Raw genomic sequence first — 22,239 nt, 5'->3', positions numbered from 1 at the left:
CTGCACAACTGGACCGACGTGCATGCCGAGACCATCCTGCGCCGCCTGGCCTCGGCAATGGCTCCCGGCGCACGGCTGCTCGTGTTCGAGAAGCTGCTGCCGGAGGAGCCTGGGTCAGCCGCCACGGCCATGGTCGACCTGCTGATGCTCGGCATGCTCGAAGGCCACGACCGAACAGCCGACGAATACCAGCTGCTCCTGACCAAGTCAGGCTTCGATGTGACGGCCGCCAGGCCGTCCACATCGGACTCAGCAGAGGGCGTGGTCGAAGCCACGGTGAGAGGAAATTGACCATGGCTGACACCCCCGCGGATCTTTACCGGACAACCCGGCTGATCCGCCGGTTCGAGGAACGGGCCGTCGAGCTCGTCCACAAAGGAGTGATCGTCGGCGGCATCCACCCGTACATCGGGCAGGAGGCCATCGCCGCCGGCGTGTGCGCGGCGCTGCGCCCGACCGACATCATCACCAGCACCCACCGAGGCCACGGCCATGTGCTCGCCAAGGGTGCGGACCCGGCGAAGATGCTGGCGGAGCTGGCCGGCCGGTCCACCGGCCTCAACAAGGGCCGCGGCGGTTCCATGCACGCGGCCGACTTCTCGCTGGGCATCTTCGGCGCCAACGCGATCGTCGGCGCCAACGGCGCGATCACCGTCGGCGCAGCCTGGGCCGCCCGGCGCAAAGCCGGTGGCAACGGTGAAAACACCGTCGGCGTGAGCTTCTTCGGTGACGGCGCGGTCAGCCAGGGTGTGCTGCTGGAAGCCATGAACCTGGCCGCTTTGTGGAAGGTGCCGGTGCTGTTCGTCTGCGAGAACAACGGCTACGCCACGACGTTGACCGTCGAGGACGCGGTGGCCGGCACGATCACCGGCCGCGGCGCGGCGTTCGGCATGCCGGCCACGACGGTGGACGGCATGGATCCGCAGGCGGTTCTCGACGCCGCGCGGGAGGCCGTGGACCGGGCCCGCGCCGGCAACGGACCGTCGCTCATCGAGTGCCTCACCTACCGCTACGACGCCCACCACACCTGGGAGCACAAGGCCCGCGTCCGCTACCGCGACAACGACGAGGTGGCGCAGGCCAGGAACACTGACCCGGTCGAGATCCAGGCCGCGCGGATCAGCCCGGTGGAGCGAGCCGAGATCGACGCCCGGATCGAGACGGTCCTCGACGAGGCGGTCGCGTTCGCCGTGAGCAGCCCGCACCCCGACCCGGCCGGCGCGTTGGATTACCTGTACGCCACCGGAATGCGCGCGCGGTCGGGGGGTGGTTGGTGATGCCCCGGCTCTCCTACCAGAAGGCGCTCAACCGCGCGCTGACCGACGAGCTCGCCCGCGACCCCGACGTTTTCGTGCTGGGCGAGGACATCCGGGTCGCGGTGTCCAATGTGACCGCCGGCCTGTTCGACAAGTTCGGCCCGGAGCGGGTGCTGGACACGCCGCTGTCCGAGCAGGCCTTCACCAGCTTCGCCACCGGCGCGGCGCTGGCCGGGATGCGGCCGGTGATCGAGTTCCAGATCCCGTCGCTGCTGTTCCTGGTCTTCGAGCAGATCGCCAACCAGGCGCACAAGTTCTCGCTGATGACCGGCGGGCAGTGCACCGTCCCGGTGACCTACCTGGTGCCCGGCTCGGGATCCCGCACCGGGTGGGCCGGCCAGCACTCCGACCACCCGTACAGCCTCTACGCACACGTCGGCGTGAAGACCGTGCTGCCGGCCACCCCGACGGACGCCTACGGGCTGCTGGTCACCGCGATCCGGGACGACGACCCGGTGGTCGTGTTCGCCCCGGCCGGTGCGCTGGCGGTGCGCGAGGACGTGGACTACGCCGACCTGCAGCCGGTTCCGCTCGGTGTCGGCCGGGTACATCGTGCGGGTACCGACGTCACCGTCGTCGCATTGGGACACCTGGTGCACGACGCGTTGGCGGTGGCCGAGGAAATGGCGCGCGATGCGTCCATCGAGGTGTTCGACCCGCGCACGGTGTACCCGTTCGACTGGGACGGCCTCATCGCCTCGGTGTCGAAGACCGGCCGGCTCGTCGTGATCGACGACTCCAACCGGACCTCCGGAATGGCCGGCGAGATCATCGCCACCGTGGCGGAGCAGTGCCAACTCACCGCCCCGCCGGCGCGGGTGACCCGGCCGGACGGCGCCGTGCTGCCGTTCGCCCTCGACCTCGACCGGGCCGTGCAACCGAGTAGAGCCCAGTTGGTGACCGCGATCCAGGGGGTGATGAAGGATGGCTGACTCCGCGACCATCCCGACCGTGTCGCTGAAGGACCTGCTGTCCCGCATGGGACGGCGGGATCCGTACCCGCACTACGCGCAGCTGCACCGGCACGGCCCGGTGTGCCGGCTGATCGACGACGAGTACCGCTTCGACGTGGTGGTGCACGGGTTCGAGGCGGCCAACAAGGTCATGCGGGACTCGGCGACGTTCCGGGTGATGGACACCGAGTACCCGGACCGGCGCAGCGCCAGCTGGCGCGAGCACACGGCGCTGCGCACGCTGCTCTCCTCGATCTTCTTCACCGACGGGCCGGAGCACCTGCGGGTGCGCCGGCTGTTCAGCCAGGTCTTCACGCCGCGCCGGATCGCCGCGCTGGAGCCGGCCGTGATCCGGATCATCAACGCCCGGCTGGACCGGCTGGCCGAGCTGGGCGCGGGCGGCACGCCGGTGGACTTCATGGCCGAGTTCGCGCTGCCGATCCCGGCCGACGTGATCGGCGAGTTGCTCGGTGTTCCGGAGGAGGACCGGCCGTGGTTCCCGGACCGGGTCAGGGCGTTCGGCGCGATCCTGGACCTGGGCAGCGGGATGTGGCGGTACCTGCAGGCGGCCGACAAGGCGGCGGCGGAGCTCAGTGAGTACTTTGTGGACCTCGTCGCCCGGCGCCGGGCCGAGCCCCAGGACGACCTGATCAGCGGGCTGGTGGCCGCCCAGGCGGACGGCGCGCCGATGGGCGACGACGAGCTGATCGCCAACCTGCTCACCATGTTCAACGCCGGGTTCGTCACCACCACGCACCTGATCGGCAACGGGCTGACCCTGCTGCTGGACCGGCCGGACCTGCTGGCCACGCTGCTCGCGGACCCGGAGCGCCGGGCGCCGGCCTACATCGAGGAGATCCTGCGCTACGAGCCGCCCACCCACTTCAGCATCCGGTGGTCCACACAGGACACCGAGCTCGCCGGGGTGCCGGTCCCGGAGGGCAGCCGGATGCTGGTGCTGTTCGGCGCGGCGAACCGGGATCCGGCGCGGTTCGCCGACCCGGACGCGTTCAACCCGCTGCGCGAGGACAACCAGGTGCTGTCCTTCGGCGGCGGCCTGCACTACTGCCTGGGCGCCGCGCTCAGCCGGCTGGAAGGCCAGCTCGCGCTGCCCATGGTGTTCCAGCGTTTCCCGGACATCGCCGTGGCTGGCACCCCCGGCGAGCGCGACAAGTTGATGCTGCGCGGCTACGACAGCCTGCCAGTGACGGTTTCCTGAAGGGGGCACGAGAATGCTTGACCACGCGGTGGCGGAGGACCTTCTCCCACTGAGCACGGAGGCCGCCGGGGTCTACCTCTTCGGTGAGAACTTCGAGGAGATCATCGGCCTGCTGAGACGCGGCATCACGGCCATGGCGGCCGCGGAACCGTTCCGCCGCCTGACGATTCCGCCGGTGATCTCCCGGCGCACGATCGAGCGCGCCGGTTACGTCGGCTCGTTCCCGCAGCTGCTCGGCACGGTGCACAGCTACCCGGGCGACGGCCGCTCCTGGGGCAAGCTCTCGCCGCTGGTCGAGTCCGGCGGCGACTGGTACCGCGACCACACGATCAGCGACGTGGTGCTGCTGCCGGCCGCCTGCTATCCGGTGTACCCGACGCTGGAGGGCCGCGAGCTGGCCGGGCCCGCGCGGTTCCACGTCGACGCCACGTGTTTCCGGCAGGAGGCCTCCAGCGAGACCGGCCGGCTGCGCTCGTTCCGCATGGTGGAGCTGGTCACCGCCGGCACGCCCGACCACTGCGCGAGCTGGCGGGAGAGGTGGCTCGCCCGGGTGGGGGAGTGGCTGTCCGCGGCCGGGTTGAGCGTGTCGGTGGAGGTGGCCGACGACCCGTTCTTCGGGCCGGGCCGCAAGCTCTTCCAGGAGGCGCAACGCCTGCAGGAGCTCAAGTTCGAGCTGCGGGTCGCGGTCTCCGGCGACACCGTGCAGGCGATCGCGTCCGCCAACTACCACAAGGAGCACTTCGGCGAGGTGTTCGAGTTCACCGCCGGGGGCGAGGTCGGGCACACCGCCTGCACCGCGTTCGGCCTGGAGCGGATCGCGCTCGCGCTGATCAACGCGCACGGGCCCGCGGTGCGCGACTGGCCGGCCGAGGTCGTCGCGGTGCTGGGCGGAACCGGGGCATGACCGCGCTCGACGCGGTCGCGGCGTACCTGCCCGACCGGCGCGTGCCCATCGAGGATCTGGCCGGCCGGCTGGACCTCGCCGCGTCGCAGATCAAGGTGCTGCGCCGCTACCACGGTCTGGCCGAGGTGCGCCGCCAGGAGCCCGGCGGCACCGTGCTGGACCTGCTCGCCGCCGCCGCGTCCACTGTGGAGGGTCTGCGGGAGAAGGCGCACCGGATCCGCCATGTGCTGTACGCGCGCGGGGTTCCGGTCGCGCTGCCGTACCCGATGAACCCGGTCCACGAGTTGCGTGCGCTCCTGGCATTGGACCGGGCGACCGCGTTCACCGTGACCCACCACGGCTGCGCCACCAGCCTGCTGGCGGTGGACATCGCCGGCCGCTTGCTGGCCTCGTCCGGCGAGCCGGGCGCGCTGGCGCTGGTGGTCGCCGGTGAGCAGGTGTTCACCCAGGACCCCGCGGTGGCCGCGGACAGCCGGATCTTCGGCGAGGGCGCGGGGGCGTGCCTGGTGTCCGCGGACGGGCCGCACGACCGCGTGCTGTCCTATGTCACCCGGCAGCGCGGCGACCTCGACCACTGGGCCGCGGACACCACCGGCCTGGACGAGCGCTACGTCCGCGAGTACCCGAAGCTGCTGGACGAGGTGGTGCTGGCCGCGGTCGAGCGGGCCGGCCTGACCCTCGACGACATCACGCTCATCCTGCCGCACAACGTGAACACCGTGTCCTGGAAGCGGTTGGCCAAGCGCCTCGAGCTTCCGGTGGAGAAGGTGCTGCTGGACAACGTGCCGGTGGCCGGTCACACGTTCGCGGCGGACGCGTTCCTCAACTACCGCACCGCGGTCGAGCACGACCTGCTGCACCGCGGTGACCGCTATGTGATCGCGGCGGCCGGGTTCGGCGCGATCTTTTCCGCAATGGTGCTGCAGCACTGAATCAGAGGGAGTTGGACCGGGATGGACAAAGTACTGGACGCTGAGCTGAGGCAGCGGGTGGTGGCCAGTATCGGCACGCTGCTGCCGCAGGTGCTGAAACGGGACCTGTCGGCGATACCGGAGGACATCCGCCTCTTCGACGAGCTGGGCCTGAGCTCCTCGAAGACGCTGGAACTGCTGCTGGCGCTGGAGGAGGAGCTGGGCATCGAGGTCGACGTGGACGAGATCGACCGCGGCGACCTGGTGTCGATCGGCGCGTTCGCGGACTTCGTCACCCAGCACGCGACGCCCCTGTGACAGTGGCAGGGATGCGGATCGCGGCGGCCGAGCGCCGGACCTTCGACGGGAACTCTGCCCTGGCAGGGGATCCGGCGCTCCGCCGTTACCTGTCCGACATGGTCGGCCGCTATGACCTGGAAGTGCGGCAGACCGACCTCGGCCACTCCTACGGCGAGATGGCCGAGCCGCTGATCACTGTGCTTACCACGCACGCCGGCCGGCTGCCGGTCAACCTGCTGATCCTCGCCTACGGTGTGCACGACGTCCGGCTCGGCCGCGCGACCGCCACCTACCTGAGCAGCCGCTGCCCCGGCGAGCCGCTCGCGTTCGCCGTGTGCGACCAGGGCACCGCGGCCGCCTTCACCGCGCTCAGCATGATCAACGCCTACAACCACCCGCGCGCCATGCTGATCGTGGCCGAGCAGTCAGCCATCCACTACGAGCCGGCCGCCCCAGCACCCATCCCACAACGCCATGCCGCCGTCGGATTCCTGCTCGACAGCTCACCCCAACAGCGAATCCACATCGACCAGCACACCGACGTCGACATCGACGAAGCCGCAAAGATCCTGGCCGAACACGACACCAAAACGCTGATCGTCAGCCGCAACCTCTACCCAACCGCACAGTCCCTGACCGACGATGTCCGCCAAGCCCCGGACGGCCAGCCCTACACCGGAGTCTGGTGGGAGCTGGCCGACGCTCACCGCGAGGGCCGGCCACTGCTGCTCGCCGACTACGACCCCCTGCTGCGCTACCTGTGCGTCGCCACGGTGTCCGCGTGAACCTGCGCCTTCGCCGCCAGCGCCACCGGCCGGACCACCCAGCCGGCGGCCAGGAACACCGCGGCCAGCACCAGCCAGCCCGGCAGACCCTGTTCCACCACACCGATCGTGACCAGCGCCGGCCCGACCGTGTACATCGCGGCCATGCCCAGGCTGAACACCGCGAGGTACTCGCCCTGCCGCTCCCGCGGGGCCAGCTCGTAGGACAGGCTCCAACCGCCGGCCGACTGGTAGATCTCGCCGAAGCTGAGCAGCACGATGCCGGCCACCAGCAGCACCGACGCGCCGACCGCGTCCAGTCGCCCGGCGAACGCCAGCACGACGGCGCACGCGGCCAGGCACACCGCGCCCAGCCGCATGGCCCGGATGCCGCCGTCCAGCGACTCGATGCCCTTGCTGACCCGCACCTGCAGCAGGATGGCCAGCAGCGTGTTGATCATGATCAGCGGCCCGACGAGCACCCGCGGCGCGTTGGTGTGCAGCGTCGCCCAGAGTGGAATGGCCACGCTGAGCATCGGAATGTGCAGCACCATGATCCCGTTCAGCGCCGCCACCAGCAGGTACCGGCCCTGGCGCAGCGACCGCGGCCACCCGCGGACGGTGCGCTTCTTCGTCCCCTCGTGCAGCAGCGGGACCCGGATCAGCAGGAATCCGGCGATGACGAACGTCAGCGCGTCGCCCAGCACGATGCTCTGAAACGCCGCCCGGGTGTCGACGGCGAGGATGAGCGTGGTGAGCAGCGCACCCAGGGTGAAGCCGATGTTGTAGACCGCGCGGAACACCGCCATCATCCGCATCCGGTAGTCCGGGCCGACATGCCGGTCGGCGAACATCTGCCCGATCGGCTCGATGGCCCGGGACGGTATGCCCACGAAACAGGCGATGGCCAGGAACGCCCAGAAATCGTGGACGAACGCGTAACCCACGAAGCCGGCCGCCCGCCAGAAATGCATCACCACGGCGGCCGGTTTCGGGCCGATCCGGTCAGCCAGCATCCCCAGCGGGGTCAGCGTCAGCAGCGCGCAGAGCCCGGCGACGGTCAGTCCGATCCCGACCTCGGCGGTGGTCAGCCCCGCGCTGCGGGTGAAGAACACCGCGGATCCGGTGAGGAACAGCCCCGTGCCGGATGAGTCGACCAGTGCGACCACGATCAGCAGCCGGCTCTGTCTGGGGAGCCCGAGCCTGCCCGTTTCCATCAATCCACCACCGACTGAAAAAGTGTTAGTAGATGCCAATCCGGCCAAAGCAGGCCGTGCCGGTAAGCCCGGACGGTTACGCCAGTTGGCCTACTTTGGCCTTCTTGGCATGTGATCCGCCGAACCGGCCACCGGTCATTGGGCCTTTTGGCGTAAGCGCCTGGAACGATAACTGTGAAAACGGTAGCCGCGATGACACTACCCGTCAACGAAATACAGCTCACGCCGCGATGCGCACATGCCCGCATACGCTCGGTACGGGAGTGTTCCAACTCACTTCGAACATTCTCCAGTGGGGTATCTGGTGCCGCCGGAGAAACTCTTTACCAACAGCTAGTGGCCGTCGGCTTTGCCTGGTTTACTAGGCCACACCGCAAGGCTGGGGCGATTGTCCAAGCCGGGCGAACCTGGCGGCCCGACGTTGGAGGGAGGTGCTCAACATGGCGGTGAAGGAGTGAACACACTAGCGGACGGACGGCTACCAAGTTAGCCGTCCGCGCTCATGTTCGGGGGTGGGCGGCTCGCCTGCCCCCGAACTCCCATTTCTAGCCCGAAAGGTCGCGCGGTAATGACTGACCGGATTCTGGTGCGTTTCGAGGGGGACGGCTCCGGGGTCGAGGAATTGAGCTGGGGGCAGATCGGCCTCTGGCAGTCCATCGAGCTCTCCGGCCGGCCGAAGACCATGGTCCGCGTGGCCGCGCTGCCGGACGGTGCCACCGTGGACGGCATGGCGCACCAGCTGCGCTTCATGATGAGCCGGCACCAGGCGCTGCGCACCCGGCTGCGGCTGCGCGACGGCGCCTCGCCGCTGCAGGTGTGCGCGAGCGAGGGCGAGGCCGTGCTGGAGGTCGTCGACGCCGGCGACACCGATCCGGCCGAGGTGGCCACCGCGGTGTCCGAGCGCTACCAGAGCGAGCAGTTCGAGCTGGAGACCGAGTGGCCGGTGCGGTTCGCGGTGATCCGCAGTGGCGGCGTGCTGACCCACCAGGTGCTGGTCATCCTGCACACCTCGATCGACGCCGACGGCCTGGTCGCGCTGCTCGCCGACCTCGACCGCGACGACGAGAGCGCGCCGGTCGGGTTGCCGCCGCTGGAGCAGGCCCGCCGGCAGCAGACCCCGGCCGGCCGCAAGCAGAACGCGACCTCCCTGGAGTACCTGGAAAAGGTGCTGCGCACGGTCTCGCCGAGCCGGTTCGGCGAGCGGAAGTACGAGGGCGAGCGGATCATCCACCAGATCGAGTACCGCTCGCCGGCCACCCAGCTGGCGATCGGCTCGGTGGCCGCGCGGCTGGGCGTCAACACCTCGCCGGTGCTGCTGGCCAGCTTCGCCGTGGGCCTGGCCCGGTTCACCGGCGTCAACCCGGTGCTGGCCATGCTGATGGTGAGCAACCGGTTCCGGCCGGGGCTGTCCGACTCGGTGAGCGCGCTCATCCAGCTCACCCCGTACCTCATCGACGTCGCGGACATCACGCTGGACGAGGCGGTGGCCCGGGCCGCGCGCAGCGCCCTCACCGCTTACAAGAACGCCTACTACAACCCGTACGAGCAGGACGAGGTGATCGAGCGGGTGGAGCGGGAGCGCGGCGAGGAGATCGACCTGTCCTGCTTCTACAACGACAGCCGGGTGTTCGACCGCGGCGCGACCGAGCCGGTCACCGCCGAGCAGATCCGGTCGGCGCTCGAGCTCAGCACGGTGAGCTGGGCGGACAAGATCAACCCGCCGAAGCGGAAGATCTACTTCAACCTGTTCGACACCAGGGGTGACATCAAGTTCGAGATGACGGCGGACTCCCGCTGGTTCGCACCGGCCGACCTGGAGACGATTGTCCGTAACATCGAGGCGGTGGCGGTCGAGGCGGCGCTCGACGGATCCGCCCCGACCGGGGTCGGCCAACACGTGAAGGTGTGATCTGCTGTGGACATCATCGAGCTGGACCGGCGGGCGCTGGCGGCGACCAACGCGGCGGTGGCGCGGGTGACCGAGGATCGGCTGGACGCCCCGACGCCGTGCGCGGAGTGGGACCTGCGGGCCCTGCTGGTGCACATGGCCGGGAACAACAACGGTTTCGCCGACGCGGCGGAGGGAAAGCCGGCCGACCCGGACGTGTGGGAAGGCACCGGTATTGTCGATGACCTGGTCGGTGAATACCAGAAATCGGCCGAGCGGGTGCGCGCCGCGTTTGCCGGCGACGGGGTGCTGGAGCGCACGTTCGAGGTGCACGGCTTCGGCTCGAGGCCCGGGCAGGTCGCCGTCGGGATGCACTTCGTCGACTATCTGGTGCACGGCTGGGATGTGGCCCGGGCGATCGACGCGGACTTCACCCTCGATCCAGAGTTGTGCCTTACCGTGCTCCGGATGGGCCAGCGGTGGCCGGAGACCTCCTGGGGCCCCGGTGCGCCATTCGCCTATCCGGTGCCGGTCTCCGCGGACGCCCCGCCGGCCGCGCGAATGCTGGGTTTTCTGGGCCGTTCCCCGAGCTGGCCCCGCACCTGACTCAAGTCCCGCCATTCGGACTATTTACTCATCTGCGCGCGCAGCTTAGCTTTGTCCTGGCGAGGCCGAGGTTCGGCTGCCTCAGCCTCGTTTGTCGCATCAACACATCACATCCCTCAACGGAGGCAATCATGCGTGGAACGGGCATCGGTGCGGAAGAGACCATCGGCACCGGCGAGTAAGTAGTTCGACCTGTCAAAGAGGTCGTGTCGCACCGCGACACGGCCTCTTTTCATGTTTCCACCGATCGGCGGGGGCCATTTGCCGGTTTACTCCACCCGTTCGGTCGATTTGTTGAGAATTCTGTAATGCCGCACCAGCGGGACGACCGTCGCGATCAGATAGACCCCGCCTCCCAACAGGATCGCCGTGGTGAGCCCCCACCCGTTGACCGCCCAGCCGCCCAGCATCCCGCCGACCGGGAACCCGGCGAACGACACCGCGGCCACCAGCCCGAACACCCGGGTCTGCAACTCCTTGGGCACCCGCTCGTACAGCATCGCGCCGAAAACCGGGTTCACCGCCGCCACCGCGAACCCGCAGACGAACGTCACGGCCAGCACCAGCGCCACATCCTGGCTCAACCCGAGCACGAACAGCCGCGGCGCCCCGCTGATCGCCAGCGCCAGCGTGAACGTCACGTACTGCGGCAGCTTCGGTGCGAGCGCGGTGAACACCAGATTCCCGATCACCGCCCCGAGGGCGAACGCCCCCAGCACCGTCCCCAGCGCCGCCGGCGAGCGCAGCACCTCCTTGACCCACAGCGGCACGAAAATCGACGTGTGCGCCTGGTTGACCAGGTTGGCGGAGAACGTCATCACCAGCATGCCGAGCAGCAGGCGGTCAGATAACAGGAACCTGGCCCCGCCCCGCAGCGCCACCAGGTACGGCTCGGCGGCCGGCCGCTCAGGCAGCTGCGGCCGCACCAGCAAAACCAGGATGACCGTGGCCACCCCGTACGACCCTGCGTCCACCCAGATCGCGCCCTGCGCGCCGAACCACAGGATCAGCAGCCCACCGGCCGACGTGCCGACCAGCGTGCACCCGTTGGTCAGCCCGCTGTACACGGCGGTGATCCGCTTCATGTCGAAGCCCGCCGCCTCGACCGCCGGCCGCAGCAGCACGTGCTTGGACCGGTCCCCGGCGCCCCGCACCACGCCCGCGATCGCCGACATGGCAAGGATCGTGGGCAGCCCGACGTTCGGCGTCGCCGCGATCACCGCGGTGGTGAGCGTGCTGACCACGTCCGAGGTGATCGCGCTGGCCCGCACCCCGAACCGGTCGGCCAGCGGCGTGCCGAGCACGCTGGACGCCAGGTACGGCACCATCTGGGCGGCGATGACCAGCCCCATGTCCGCCGGGTTGCCGGTGGTCGTCAGCACCAGCCAGGGCACGGCCACCATCGACACCCGGCTGCCGAGCGCCGAGATGAATGTGCCGGTGATGAGGCCGTACAGGGCGACCCGGTTACCCAACCGCCGCCCACCTCGCCTTGAGCTCCTTGAGGTTGGCCTTGCCGCTGGCGGTGCGCGGCAGGTCGGCGACGAACTCGAACGTCTGCGGCACCCACAACCGGGTGAGCCGCTTCGCGACCAGTTCGGACAGTTCCTCCGCGGTGACGGTCGCGTTCTCGGCCAGCACCACGTAGGCGTAGGCGGACTCGCCCAGCTCCGGGTCCGGCACGCCGATCACCGCGGCCGCGCGCACCTCCGGGTGCGTGGCCAGGGCGTCCTCGATCGGCCGCGGGAAGATGTGGTCGCAGCCCTTGCCGGTGATGATCACGTCCTGGGCCCGGCCGACCAGGTGCAGGTAGCCCTCGTCGTCGGCGTAGGCCAGGTCGCGGGTGCGCAGCCAACCGTCCACCAGGGTCTCCGCGGTCAGGTCCGGCCGGTGCCAGTAGCCGGCGAAGTTCAGCCTGCTGGAAATCCACAGCTCGCCGGCCTCGCCGGCCGGGAGCACGGCGCCGTCCTCGTCCCGGATCTCGATCCGCACGTCGCCGTACGGCGGGCCGCAGGAACGCAACCGGTCCGGCCGCGCCGGGTCCTCGTCGATGTTCGGAAACGCCGAGATGAACGGGGTTTCGGAGAGCCCGTAGGTGATCCGGATGACCGGGCCGAACCGCTTGAGGCCATCCCGCAGCCGGGCCGGGGTGACCGCGGCGCCGCCGACGCTGAGCAACTGCAGGCTCGAGGTGTCGGCGGTCTCCAGGGCCGGCTCGTCGAGCAGCTCGTAGAACATCAGCGGCGAGACGTACACCGAGTTGGCCCGGTACTTCTCAATCGTGGCAAGGAACTCGGCCGGCCGGAACCGGTAGAGCAGGTACAGCACGCCGCCGCTGACCAGGTTCAGCAGCGCCGAGGTCTGCCCGGCCACGTACCAGTACGGGGTCAGCGTGAGGTGGCGCAGCAGTGGCTGCCCGGCGGCCACCCACTCGTCGGCGAGCGTCGACATCTGCTCGTACAGCGCGGACCTGTGGTGGATCGGTTTGGGCACGCCGGTGGTGCCGCTGGTCTGGAACACGGTTTCCGGCTCGCCGGTCGCGGTGTCCGGATCGAACAGTGCGGCGTCGGGTGACCTGGGCGCGAGCAGATCCGCGCCGGCGCCGTCCGGGCCGAGGCAGCGCACCGGCAGGCCGAGCTTGCCGGCCAGCGCCGCGCCGCGCTTGAGGTGCGTGCGGGCGTCGTAGACGAGCAGGTCCGGTTTGATCTGCGCGACGTACTCGTCGACCTCCCGCGGCGAGGTGCCGGCGGCGATCCACGCGGTGCGGCAGCCCAGCAGGTGCAGTGCGAGTTGAAGCGCGGGCGCCTCGGGCGGATGGCCCACCATTACCGCCGCGGTCATCCCGGGCCGGAATCCGGAATCCCGCATTTCCGCGGCCATATCGAGCACCAGGGCCCGGGTCCGCGTGTAGGTCAGCCGGCATTCCCACGGGTACCCGACGGCGACGATCGCCTCACGGTCGCCGTATTCGGCGAAACGCTTGAGTGCCTTTAACACGTACTCGGGCCGCGCGCCACGCTCAATCACCAGAACACCATCCCCAGCCGCCGTGGTGCACCAATACTCACGGCCGGCGCACACCACGCCAAGGCCCGTTCGGACTAAGTACCTTGGTCCAATTACTTAACCGCCATCTGGTCTACCCGGATGCGCCGCAGCGGCAGCAGCGACACAGCCAGATAGAGCACGCCGCCGAGCAGGACCGCGGTGTGCAGGCCGAGCCCGGTCACCACCGCCCCGGCCAGCGTCGCCCCGATCGGCAGGCCGGCCGAGCACACTGCGCCGGCCAGCCCGAACACCCGGGTCTGCAGCCCGGCCGGCACCCGCTCGTACAGCATCGCGCCGAAGATCGGGTTCACCGCGGAGATCCCCAGCCCGGACACGAACGTCACCACCAGCACCAGCGCCAGGCTGTGGCTGCTCAGCGCGAACAGCCGCGGCGCGCCGGCGACCGTGATGCCCACGGCGAACGTCAGGTACCGCGGCATCCGGGGCGCGAGCACGGTGAAGGTAAGGCTGCCCAGCACCCCGCCGGTGGCGAACGCGCCGAGCACCACGCCGAGCGCGGCGGGGGAGCGGAGCACCTCGGCCACCCACAGCGGGATGAACACCGTCGTGCCGGACTGGGTCAGCACGTTGACCAGGAAGATGGACAGCATCATGGCCACCAGCACCTGATCGCCCAGCAGGAACCGGGCGCCGCCGCGGAGCGCCACCAGGTACCGCTCGGTGGCCGGCTCCGCGGCCGGTCCGGGCGGCCGTACCAGCAACCCGACCAGCGCCGCGCAGGCCGCGAACGACACCGCGTCCACCAGCACCGCCGGCCGCGTGCCCAACCAGAAGATCAGCAGCCCGCCCAGCGGCGCCCCGACCATCTGCGTGGTCCGGTTCAGCGTCTCGTACAGCGCGGTGACCCGGATGATCGGCACGTCCGCCGCCTCGGCCATGGGTTTGAGCAGCACGTGCTTGGCCCGGTCGCCCACCCCGCGCAGTGCCCCGGCGAACCCGACCAGCCCGAGCAGCGGCAGGTAGCCGATCCCCGGCACCGCCGCGATCGCCGCCATGGACAGGGCGCTGCCCAGGTCCGCCATGATGGACGTGCGGCGTAGCCCGAACCGGTCGGCCAGCGGCGGGGCGAGCAGGCTGGACAGCAGGTACGGCACCTGCCCGGCGGCCGCGACCAGGCCCATCTTCGCCGGGCTGCCGGTGCTCACCAGCACCAGCCAGGGCAGCACGATCACCGAGACCCAGTTGCCCAGCGTCGACACCACGTCGGCGCCCAACAGAGCGACGAGTCCCGACTTGTCGCGGGAACTACCCATGACAAGTGCGACTTGTCGCGGGAACTACCCGCGACAAGTGGGACCTGTCGCGGGAACTACCCGCGACAAGTGGCTCAGGCATGCTCGGCGTCGTAGCGGGTGCGGAGGGCGTTCTTGTCGATCTTGCCGAGCCCGACGAGCGGCAGGCTGTCGACGAAGTCGACCGAGCGCGGCGCGCAGATCTCCGGCAGCGCCGCGGTCACCTGCCGGCGCAGCTCCTCGACCGTCGGCACGGCCTCGCCGTCCGGCACCACGTATGCGTGCACGACCTCGACCAGGGCCGGGTCCGGCACGCCGATCACCGCCGCGGCCCGCACCCGGGGGTGCGCGGTGAGCGCGTCCTCGATCGGCCGGCCGTAGATCTTCCGCGAGCCCTGCCCGGTGATGATCATGTCCTGGTCCCGGCCGACGAGGTACAGGTAGCCGTCCACGTCGCGGTAGCCGACGTCGCGGGTGCGCATCCACCCGTCCACCAGGGTCTCCGCGGTCAGCTCGGGCTGGCCGACGTAGCCGGTGAAGTTCAGCCGGCTGGCCACCCACACCTCGCCGACCTCGCCGGGGCCGAGCGCGGTGCCGTCCTCGGCGCGGATCTCCAGCCGCACGTCGCCCCACGGGGTGCCGCACGAGTGGAGCCGCTCGGGGTGCCGCGGGTCGTCGGTGACTGCGGCGAGCGCGGTCACGTACGGGGATTCGCTGAGCCCATAAGCGATCCGGATGACCGGGCCGAACTTGCTGACGCCCTCCCTGAGCCGCTCGGTGAGGATCGGCGCGGTGCCCACGTTGAGCATGTACATGCTACTGGTGTCCGATGTGGACAGTGTTGGTTCGTCGAGCAGCTGGTAGAACATCGGCGGCGACATGAACGCGTAGTTGATGCGGTAGGCCTCCACGCCCCGGAGGAAGACGGCCGGCTCCCAGCCGTCCTGCAGCACGGTCAGCCCGCCGCTGGCCATCGTGATCATCGTGGCGACCGTGCCGGCGGACCACCACAGCGGCGTGACGGTGAGGTGCCGCAGCCGCGGATGGCCCTCAGGCTCCCAGCGGGTCGCCAACTCAAGCGCCTGCCGGAAGCACACATTCCCGTGCACCAACGCCTTCGGCGCACCAGTCGTGCCGCTGGTCTGATAAACCGACTCGGGATCCGGCGCCACGAGATCGACCGCGTCTGGCTGATGTGGACGATCGGTCAGCAGGTCGGGCGCGAGGCGCAGCACGGGAACGTCAAGGCCGCTCGCCAGTTCCCGGCCCAACCCGTCCTGCGTCCGCGGGTCGTAGAGGAAGAAGTCCGGCGCCGTGAGCGTGAGGTACTCGCGCATGGCCGGGGTGCCGGTGCCGAGCGTGAGCCAGACGACCCGGCAGCCGAGCAGGTGCAGGGCGAGTTGCAGCGCCGGCCCCTCGATGGGCAGGTAGATCAGGACGGCCACGGACATTCCCGGGCGCACCCCACGCTCCCGCAGCGCGGCGGCGAGCTGGAGGGTGCGGGCCCGCACCTGTTCGAACGACATCCGGTCTCGGCCGAATATCAGCGCCTCGCGGTCGCCGTATTGGGCGAACAGCCCCAGTGCGCGTAATACGTAATTGTCCTCGGATAAGCCGTGAGTCACTGCTTTCTCCCGGGTTCGCCTGGTGAATCAGTCACCGTGACGGGACTCTACCTGCGAGGTCCGGCGGAACCAAGGACAAAGAGTGGTCGCTAAGCGCGACCGGGGGAGCGCGCTGCGCTATTCGTCACCAAATACCAGAAAAGCGGCGCCACGGTCAGTAACAGGCACAGCAGCCCGGATACGACCAGTGCCGGAGTCAGCCCGAGCAGGGTCACCGCGGCGCCGCCGAGCACGCCGCCGACCGGAAACCCGGCGTAGCAGATCGCGGTCGCCAGCCCGAACACCCGGTTCTGCAACTCGGCCGGTACCCGCTCGTACTGCAGGGCCCCGAGGATCGGGTTGGACGTCGCGGCGGCCACCCCGGCCGCGAACGTCACCGCGAGCACCAGCGTCAGATCCCGGGTCAGCAGGATCAGCAGCGGGGGAGCGCAGGACAGCGCGAGCCCGACCACGAACGTCGGATATCGCGGCAGCCGGGGCGCGAGCGCGGTGAAGACCACTCCACCCACGACCGCCCCGGCCGCGAAGCTGCCGAAGATCACGCCGAGCGCCGCCGGCGACCCGAGCACGTCCGCCACCCAGAGCGGCACCAACACCGCCGTCCCAGCCTGCGCGAACACATTGACCACGAAGATCATCAAGAGCAGAGACGAGAGCAGCTGATCAGACCACAGATACCGAACCCCACCCCGCAACGCCCCGAGATACGACCCGGGTTCAGCGGACCGCACGACCACCCGCACCAACCCGGCGACGACCGTTCCACAAAGGGCAAACGACGCCGCGTCGACCCAGATCGCCCCCCGCGCCCCGAACCAGAGGATCAGCACCCCACCCAGCGGCGCCCCCACCACCATCGCCCCGCGCGCCAGCGCCTCGTACGCCGCCGCCACCCGCGCCATGCCGAACCCCGCCGTCTCGGCCACCGGCCGCAACAGCACGTGCTTCGCCCGGTCACCCACCCCCCGCAGCGTCCCCGCCACCGCGATCAACCCGGCGAGCACCGGAAACCCGGCGTCCGAGCCCGCGATCAAGGCCATGACCACCGCGCTGCCCAGGTCGCAGGCAACCGACACCGCCCGCAGCCCCAGCCGGTCCGCCACCGGTGCGGCGAACACCCCGGCCAGCAGGTACGGCACCAGCTCCGCCGCTGCGGCCAGCCCCATCAGCCCGGGGTCGTGCGTGGTCACCAGCACCAGCCACGGGATCGCCACCATCGAGATCCGGTTGCCCAGCGCGGAGACGACCTCGGCGCACAGCAGGGCGCCGAATGCGATGAATGACCCGTTCGGTGCGTCCGCCGCACTGAATGAGTCATTCATCGCGGTGCCGCGGCGTAGCGGGCCCGGAGCGCGCTGGTGTTCACCTTGCCGATCGCGGTGAGCGGCAGCGACGGCACGAACTCGAACGTGGCCGGCACCCACTCCTCGGCGAGCGCGTCGCCGACCAGCGCGGCCAACTCCGCGGCGGTGACCGTGGCACCGTCCACAGTGACCACGAAGGCGTGCGCGGCCTCGCCGAACTCCGGGTCCGGCACGCCGATCACCGCGGCGGCGCGGACCTGCGGGTGTGTGGTGAGGGTGTCCTCGATCGGCCGCGGGAAGATCTTCTCGCAGTACTGCCCGACGATGATCATGTCGGACGCCCGGCCGGCCAGGTACAGGTGGCCGTCCCCGTCGCGGTAGCCGACGTCGCGGGTGCGCACCCAGCCGTCCACGAGCGTGTCCGCGGTGAGCTCCGGCTGGCCCCAGTAGCCGGCGAAGTTGAGGTCGCTGCGCACCCACAGCTCGCCGGCCTGGCCGGCGCCGAGCACCTGACCGTCCTCTGCCCGGATCTCGACATCCACGTCCCCGTACGGTTTCCCGCACGACTCGAGCAGTTTCGGCGGGTCGCCGGCGATCCGCGGAAACGCGGCGACGAACGGGCATTCCGAGAGCCCGTAGGTGATCCGCACGATCGGGCCGAACCGCCGGATGGCCTGCCGAAGCCGGGAGGTGGTGGCCGGGGCGGCGCCGACGCTGAGCAGCTCCAGGCTCGAGGTGTCGGTGGCAGACAGCTTGGGGCTGTCCAGCAACATGTACAGCACCGGCGGAGAGATGAACGCCGAGGTGATCTTCTCGCGCTCGATCGTGGCAAGGAACTCGGCCAGCTCGAAACCCTCCAGCAGCACCAGGGTTCCACCGGAGAACAGGTAGATCAGCGCGGAGATCTGACCGGCCAGATAGGACAGTCCGCTGATCGACAGGTGCCGGGTACCGTGCTCTCCGGACGCCACAAGCTCTTCGGCGAGCGTGAGCACCTGCCGGTAGAAGTTCTGCCGGTGGTGCACCAGCTTCGGCACCCCGGTGGTGCCGCTGGTCTGGAACACCGACTCCGGCTCGGGTCCCGCCCAGCGCGGGTCGAACGCCGCTCCGGTGGGCACCAGCACGTCCGGTCCGAGCCCGCCGGGGCCGAGGCAGAGCACGGGGACGTCCAGCCGCGCGGCCAGCTCGCGGCCCAGCGGGTCCTGCGTGCGGGCGTCGTAGAGCAGCAGCTCCGGACGGACCAGCCGCAGGTACTCGCCGAGGTCGCGGCGCAGCCCGTCCAGGTCGATCCACACCGACCGGGCGCCCAGCGCGTGCAGGGCCAATTGCAGGACCGGCGCCTCCAGCGGCCGCTCGACCAGGACCGCGACCGCCATTCCCGGGCGCACGCCGTGCCGGTGCATCGACGCCGCCATTTCCATTACCGCCGCACGTACCTGTAGGTAGGTTAATCGGCGGTCGCGGCGCACGAGAGCCTCAGTTTTGCCATAGCCGGCAAAGAGCTCAAGGGCCCGCAGGACGTAATTCGGATGGCCCGATAAGTTGGTCTCCATTGGCTTCTCCTCGCCCGCCGCGACTTTACCGGTAGTGTGTCGGGGAGACTAGCGGTCGCTGACTGCGGTCGGCGTGACGCGGTGCGTCACCGGAAGGTGGACAGGATGGCTGAGCGGTTTTCGGTACGGGTTTCGGTTCGGGCCTACGAGATCGACGGCAACGGCCACGTGAACGGTGTTGTTTACCTGCAGTACGCCGAGCATTCGCGGTGGGAGTTCCTCCGCGCGGCCGGCGTCGACCAGGGCAAACTGGCCGCGCTGGGGATTGGGCCGGTGTTCCTGGAGACCGTGATCCGGTACCACGGCGAGCTGTTTTACCCTGACACCGTGGATGTTTCATGCGAAATGTCCTGGGGCGCCGGCAAGACTTTCCGGGTGCCGCAGCAGCTGCGCCGGGCCGCGGATGGCACCCTGGTCGCCGAGGTCACCAGCGTCGGTGGCCTGATGGACCTGCAGACCCGCCGCCTGGTGCCGGAGCCCGCTGAGCGGTACCGCGCGATCGCCACCGCGCCCGAGGTTCTAGGTCTCTAAGCGCTACCGAAAGAACGCGCTGAGTTGCCGCTCTGAGTAACTGTTGCTCCAACTGGAGTCAGTTTCTTGATGGCGATTGACGACCCCTTGGGGGCGTACTACTGTGCGCCCACAAGCTTTGGTGACCGGGCGCCGCTTTCGTGCCCGGTCCTTTTTGTGGGAGGTTCATTCTCAATGAAGTCCCCGAGAAAATGGAGCGTGGTTGGCACGGCGGCCCTTATCGCCGTGGCCGTACCCGCTTTGGTCGTGAGCGGCAGCTCGTCGGCCCAGGAGGACGGGGTCGACCACGTCAGCCAGAAGGACTGGGTGGGCAGCTGGGCCAAGGCCCTGACGCCGTCCGACACCGTGGGGCGGTCGCTCACCGGCTTCACCAACGAGAGCTTCCGGTCGCTCCAGCACGTGTCGGTCGGCGGCGACAAGGTGCGGATCCGGTTCTCCAACGTCTTCGGCACGCAGAGCGTCGCGATCGGACGGGCCACGGTGGCCAAGCCCAACGCGGCCACCCCGGCGCTGAACGACATCGACGCGAGCACCCTGCACGAACTGACGTTCAACGGCCAGGCCTCGGCGACCATGCTGAAGGGCCAGGAGCTGCTCAGCGACCCGGTGGACATGCGCGTCGACGACGTGTCCGACCTGGTGACGACGATGTTCTTCCCGACCCCGACCGGTCCGACCTCCTGGCACGCCACCGCGCGGCAGACCGCGTTCATCGGTGCGGGTGACCTCAACGGCGACGCGGCCGGCACCGGCTTCACGATCTCCTCGCCCCGCTTCTACTTCGTGACCGGTGTGGACGTTCTGCGCAGCAAGGCGGCCGGCTCGGTGGTGGTCATCGCCGACTCGATCGCCGACGGCAACGGCAGCACCCTGGACGCCAACACGCGCTGGACGGACTTCCTGGCCAAGCGGCTGGTCGACCTGCGGCGCAACGGCAAGGTGCCGGGCGTGCTGAACGCGGCGCTGGCCGGCAACCGGCTCAACCACGAGGGCACGGAGCCCGGCGCCGACGGCTTCCCCGGCTTCTTCCAGCTCGGTTCGAACGCCAACGCCCGGCTCAACGAGGACCTGTTCCCGCAGCCCGGCGTGCACACGGTCCTGTTCGACCTGGGCATCAACGACATCTGGATGACCGGCGACTCGGCCGACGCGATCATCAACGCGATCAAGGTGAACGCCAAGCTCGTGAAGGAGCGCGGCATCCGGTTCGTGGTCGCCACCCTCGGCCCGTACGAGGGCTTCGACCTCAACGGTGTGCTCAACGAGCCCGACGACGCGTGGACCCCCGCCAAGGAAGCCACCCGCAATGCCGTGAACGAGTACATCCGCACGCACCGCAACGACTTCGACGGTGTGGTCGACTTCGACCAGGTGCTGCGCGACCCGGCAGCCCCGAGCAAGGTGAAGGCCGAGTTCGACTCGGGTGACCACATCCACCCGAACGACGCCGGCGCGGCGGCGATGGCAAACTCCATCCCGTTGAACCTGGTTCTCAACTAGCCGAACACCCGAGCGGCCCGGCGGCGCCCAGCGCCGTCGGGCTCGCTCGCGTCCAAGGAGCCGCGATGCCACTCGACCCGCAAGTCCAGACCATGCGCGAGAAGGCCATCGCCGCCGGCACCGCACCGCTGTACACGCTCTCCATCGACGAGGCCCGCGCTGCCGACCTCGCCGCCATCCAGGCCGCCGCCGGCACCGGCGAGCCGGTCCACGAGGTCATCGACGGCACCCTCCCCGGCCCGGCCGGCGACCTCCCGATCCGCACCTACCGCCCGCTCGACACCGCCGACCCGCTCCCCACCCTCATCTACTTCTTCGGCGGCGGCTGGACCCTCGGCAACATCGACACCTCCGACGCCATCTGCCGCTCCCTGGCCAACGCCGTCCCCTGCCAGGTCATCACCATCGGCTACCGCCTCGCCCCCGAGCACAAGTTCCCCGCCGCCGTCAACGACTCCTACGCGGCCACCCGATGGATCGCGCACCACGCCGAAGCCTTCGGCGCCGACCCGGCCCGCCTGGCCGTGGCCGGCGACAGCGCCGGCGGCAACCTCGCCGCCGTGGTGTGCCAGCTGTCCCGCTCGGCCGGGCCCGCCCTCGCCGCCCAGGTCCTGATCTACCCCAACACCGACTACCGCGGCGCCACCGAGTCCATGCGCACCAACGACGACCCCGCCCTGTTCAACCGCCGCTCCGTCGCCTGGTACTGGTCCCACTACCTGTCCACACCGGACGAAGGTCTCGACCCCCGGGTGTCGCCCCTCCTCGCCGGCGACCTGTCCGGCCTCCCCCCGGCGTTGGTGATCACCGCCGAGTACGACCCGCTCCGCGACGAAGGCGAGGCCTACGCCGGGAAGCTCCGCGCGGCCGGCGTTCCCGTGGAGTCCACCCGCTACGACGGCATGGTGCACGGGTTCGTTGCCATGGCCGGAGTCCTCGACGGCGGCCGGCAGGCCATCGACCAGGCGGCGCGGTACCTGCGGGAGTGGTTCGGGGTTGAAGTGCCCTGAAGGCGGCCTTCAGGACGTTGAGTGCCCTGAAGGCCGCCTTCAGGGCATTCCGCGGTACCGGGCCAGCACCCGGTCCGCCAGCGCGACCGACGCACCGACGTACTGCTCCGGATCGACGCTCGCCCGCACCGTCTCGAGGTCCAACTCCTTGCCCTCCCTGGCCACCGCCTCGACAATCGCCTCGACCAGGTCGGTACCGTCCTTTTCGGACTCCTCGATGACGGCCGTGAGCAGCTTCTTCGCCGCAGCCTTTCCGACCAGCGGCGCCAGGATCGTGGTCAGCCGCTCAGACACCAGAGCGGCGCCGGTGAGCTTGAGGTTTTCCCGCATGCGTTCC

The 22,239-nt window shown here is 69.8% G+C and carries 20 protein-coding genes and 1 pseudogene; 13 read left to right on the top strand and 8 right to left on the bottom strand.

Annotation, left to right across the window (positions count from 1 at the left end):
• From VGR06_RS22060 to VGR06_RS22025, 8 genes are all read left to right on the top strand, one after another.
• Window positions 1-291, top strand: a 291-nt coding sequence (locus VGR06_RS22060; protein WP_327561025.1) for a methyltransferase, incomplete at its 5' end; no start/stop codon positions are given.
• A gap of 2 nt (window positions 292-293) precedes the next feature.
• Window positions 294-1,277: a thiamine pyrophosphate-dependent dehydrogenase E1 component subunit alpha gene (locus tag VGR06_RS22055; protein WP_327561024.1), complete on the top strand. Its 984-nt coding sequence runs from the start codon at window positions 294-296 to the stop codon at window positions 1,275-1,277.
• Window positions 1,277-2,248 (top strand): alpha-ketoacid dehydrogenase subunit beta, encoded by a 972-nt coding sequence (locus VGR06_RS22050; RefSeq protein ID WP_327561023.1) that lies wholly within the window; start codon window positions 1,277-1,279, stop codon window positions 2,246-2,248. The genes VGR06_RS22055 and VGR06_RS22050 overlap by 1 nt, the downstream gene beginning before the upstream one ends.
• A complete protein-coding gene (locus VGR06_RS22045) occupies window positions 2,241-3,488 on the top strand; it encodes a cytochrome P450 (protein WP_327561022.1) in 1,248 nt (415 codons plus the stop codon). The genes VGR06_RS22050 and VGR06_RS22045 overlap by 8 nt, the downstream gene beginning before the upstream one ends.
• Before the next feature lie 13 nt (window positions 3,489-3,501).
• A complete protein-coding gene (locus VGR06_RS22040) occupies window positions 3,502-4,392 on the top strand; it encodes an aminoacyl--tRNA ligase-related protein (protein WP_327561021.1) in 891 nt (296 codons plus the stop codon).
• Entirely contained in the window at window positions 4,389-5,324 is a 936-nt protein-coding gene (locus VGR06_RS22035; RefSeq protein ID WP_327561020.1) for a 3-oxoacyl-[acyl-carrier-protein] synthase III C-terminal domain-containing protein, read from the top strand. The genes VGR06_RS22040 and VGR06_RS22035 overlap by 4 nt, the downstream gene beginning before the upstream one ends.
• Window positions 5,325-5,345: 21 nt before the next feature.
• Window positions 5,346-5,621 (top strand): phosphopantetheine-binding protein, encoded by a 276-nt coding sequence (locus VGR06_RS22030; protein ID WP_327561019.1) that lies wholly within the window; start codon window positions 5,346-5,348, stop codon window positions 5,619-5,621.
• An 11-nt stretch (window positions 5,622-5,632) separates the two neighbouring features.
• Window positions 5,633-6,388, top strand: a complete 756-nt coding sequence (locus VGR06_RS22025; RefSeq protein ID WP_327561018.1) for a hypothetical protein — start codon at window positions 5,633-5,635, stop codon at window positions 6,386-6,388.
• Here the strand turns inward: VGR06_RS22025 and VGR06_RS22020 are convergent.
• Complete coding sequence (locus tag VGR06_RS22020) at window positions 6,358-7,584, bottom strand: MFS transporter (protein WP_327561017.1); 1,227 nt, start codon at window positions 7,582-7,584, stop codon at window positions 6,358-6,360. The genes VGR06_RS22025 and VGR06_RS22020 overlap by 31 nt on opposite strands.
• A gap of 568 nt (window positions 7,585-8,152) precedes the next feature.
• Between VGR06_RS22020 and VGR06_RS22015 the strand changes: the two genes are divergently transcribed.
• Both VGR06_RS22015 and VGR06_RS22010 read left to right on the top strand, forming a co-directional pair.
• A complete protein-coding gene (locus VGR06_RS22015) occupies window positions 8,153-9,493 on the top strand; it encodes a condensation domain-containing protein (protein ID WP_327561016.1) in 1,341 nt (446 codons plus the stop codon).
• Window positions 9,494-9,499: 6 nt separating this feature from the next.
• Entirely contained in the window at window positions 9,500-10,078 is a 579-nt protein-coding gene (locus VGR06_RS22010) for a TIGR03086 family metal-binding protein (protein WP_327561015.1), read from the top strand.
• Between the two features lie 269 nt (window positions 10,079-10,347).
• On the opposite strand, the gene VGR06_RS22005 is transcribed toward VGR06_RS22010, so the two are convergent.
• The 6 genes from VGR06_RS22005 to VGR06_RS21980 form a co-directional block, all read right to left on the bottom strand.
• Entirely contained in the window at window positions 10,348-11,553 is a 1,206-nt protein-coding gene (locus tag VGR06_RS22005) for an MFS transporter (protein WP_327561014.1), read from the bottom strand.
• The gene (locus VGR06_RS22000) at window positions 11,546-13,105 is read right to left on the bottom strand and encodes an AMP-binding protein (RefSeq protein ID WP_327561013.1); all 1,560 of its coding nucleotides are present in this window, start codon (window positions 13,103-13,105) and stop codon (window positions 11,546-11,548) included. Before VGR06_RS22000 ends, VGR06_RS22005 begins: the two co-directional genes overlap by 8 nt.
• Before the next feature lie 92 nt (window positions 13,106-13,197).
• Window positions 13,198-14,400, bottom strand: coding sequence for an MFS transporter (locus VGR06_RS21995; RefSeq protein ID WP_327561012.1), 1,203 nt, complete (start codon window positions 14,398-14,400; stop codon window positions 13,198-13,200).
• Between the two features lie 74 nt (window positions 14,401-14,474).
• On the bottom strand, window positions 14,475-16,004 hold the full coding sequence (locus tag VGR06_RS21990; protein ID WP_327561011.1) for a class I adenylate-forming enzyme family protein: 1,530 nt from the start codon (window positions 16,002-16,004) through the stop codon (window positions 14,475-14,477).
• Window positions 16,005-16,093: 89 nt separating this feature from the next.
• Entirely contained in the window at window positions 16,094-17,326 is a 1,233-nt protein-coding gene (locus tag VGR06_RS21985) for an MFS transporter (RefSeq protein WP_327561010.1), read from the bottom strand.
• Window positions 17,323-18,861, bottom strand: coding sequence for a class I adenylate-forming enzyme family protein (locus VGR06_RS21980; protein ID WP_327561009.1), 1,539 nt, complete (start codon window positions 18,859-18,861; stop codon window positions 17,323-17,325). Before VGR06_RS21980 ends, VGR06_RS21985 begins: the two co-directional genes overlap by 4 nt.
• Before the next feature lie 105 nt (window positions 18,862-18,966).
• Between VGR06_RS21980 and VGR06_RS21975 the strand changes: the two genes are divergently transcribed.
• The 3 genes from VGR06_RS21975 (at window position 18,967) to VGR06_RS21965 (ending at window position 21,902) form a co-directional block, all read left to right on the top strand.
• Window positions 18,967-19,392 (top strand): thioesterase family protein, encoded by a 426-nt coding sequence (locus tag VGR06_RS21975; protein ID WP_327561008.1) that lies wholly within the window; start codon window positions 18,967-18,969, stop codon window positions 19,390-19,392.
• A gap of 246 nt (window positions 19,393-19,638) precedes the next feature.
• Window positions 19,639-20,892, top strand: coding sequence for a GDSL-type esterase/lipase family protein (locus VGR06_RS21970; RefSeq protein WP_327561007.1), 1,254 nt, complete (start codon window positions 19,639-19,641; stop codon window positions 20,890-20,892).
• A 65-nt stretch (window positions 20,893-20,957) separates the two neighbouring features.
• A complete protein-coding gene (locus VGR06_RS21965) occupies window positions 20,958-21,902 on the top strand; it encodes an alpha/beta hydrolase (protein WP_327561006.1) in 945 nt (314 codons plus the stop codon).
• Window positions 21,903-21,941: 39 nt separating this feature from the next.
• On the opposite strand, the pseudogene VGR06_RS21960 reads toward VGR06_RS21965, so the two are convergent.
• Window positions 21,942-22,239 (bottom strand): annotated as a pseudogene (locus tag VGR06_RS21960) (3-carboxy-cis,cis-muconate cycloisomerase); the annotation flags it as partial.

Origin of the sequence: Actinophytocola sp., from assembly GCF_036002505.1 — a bacterium.
Classification (GTDB): domain Bacteria; phylum Actinomycetota; class Actinomycetes; order Mycobacteriales; family Pseudonocardiaceae; genus DASYTH01.
This window is presented reverse-complemented; position numbering and strand designations above follow the sequence as displayed.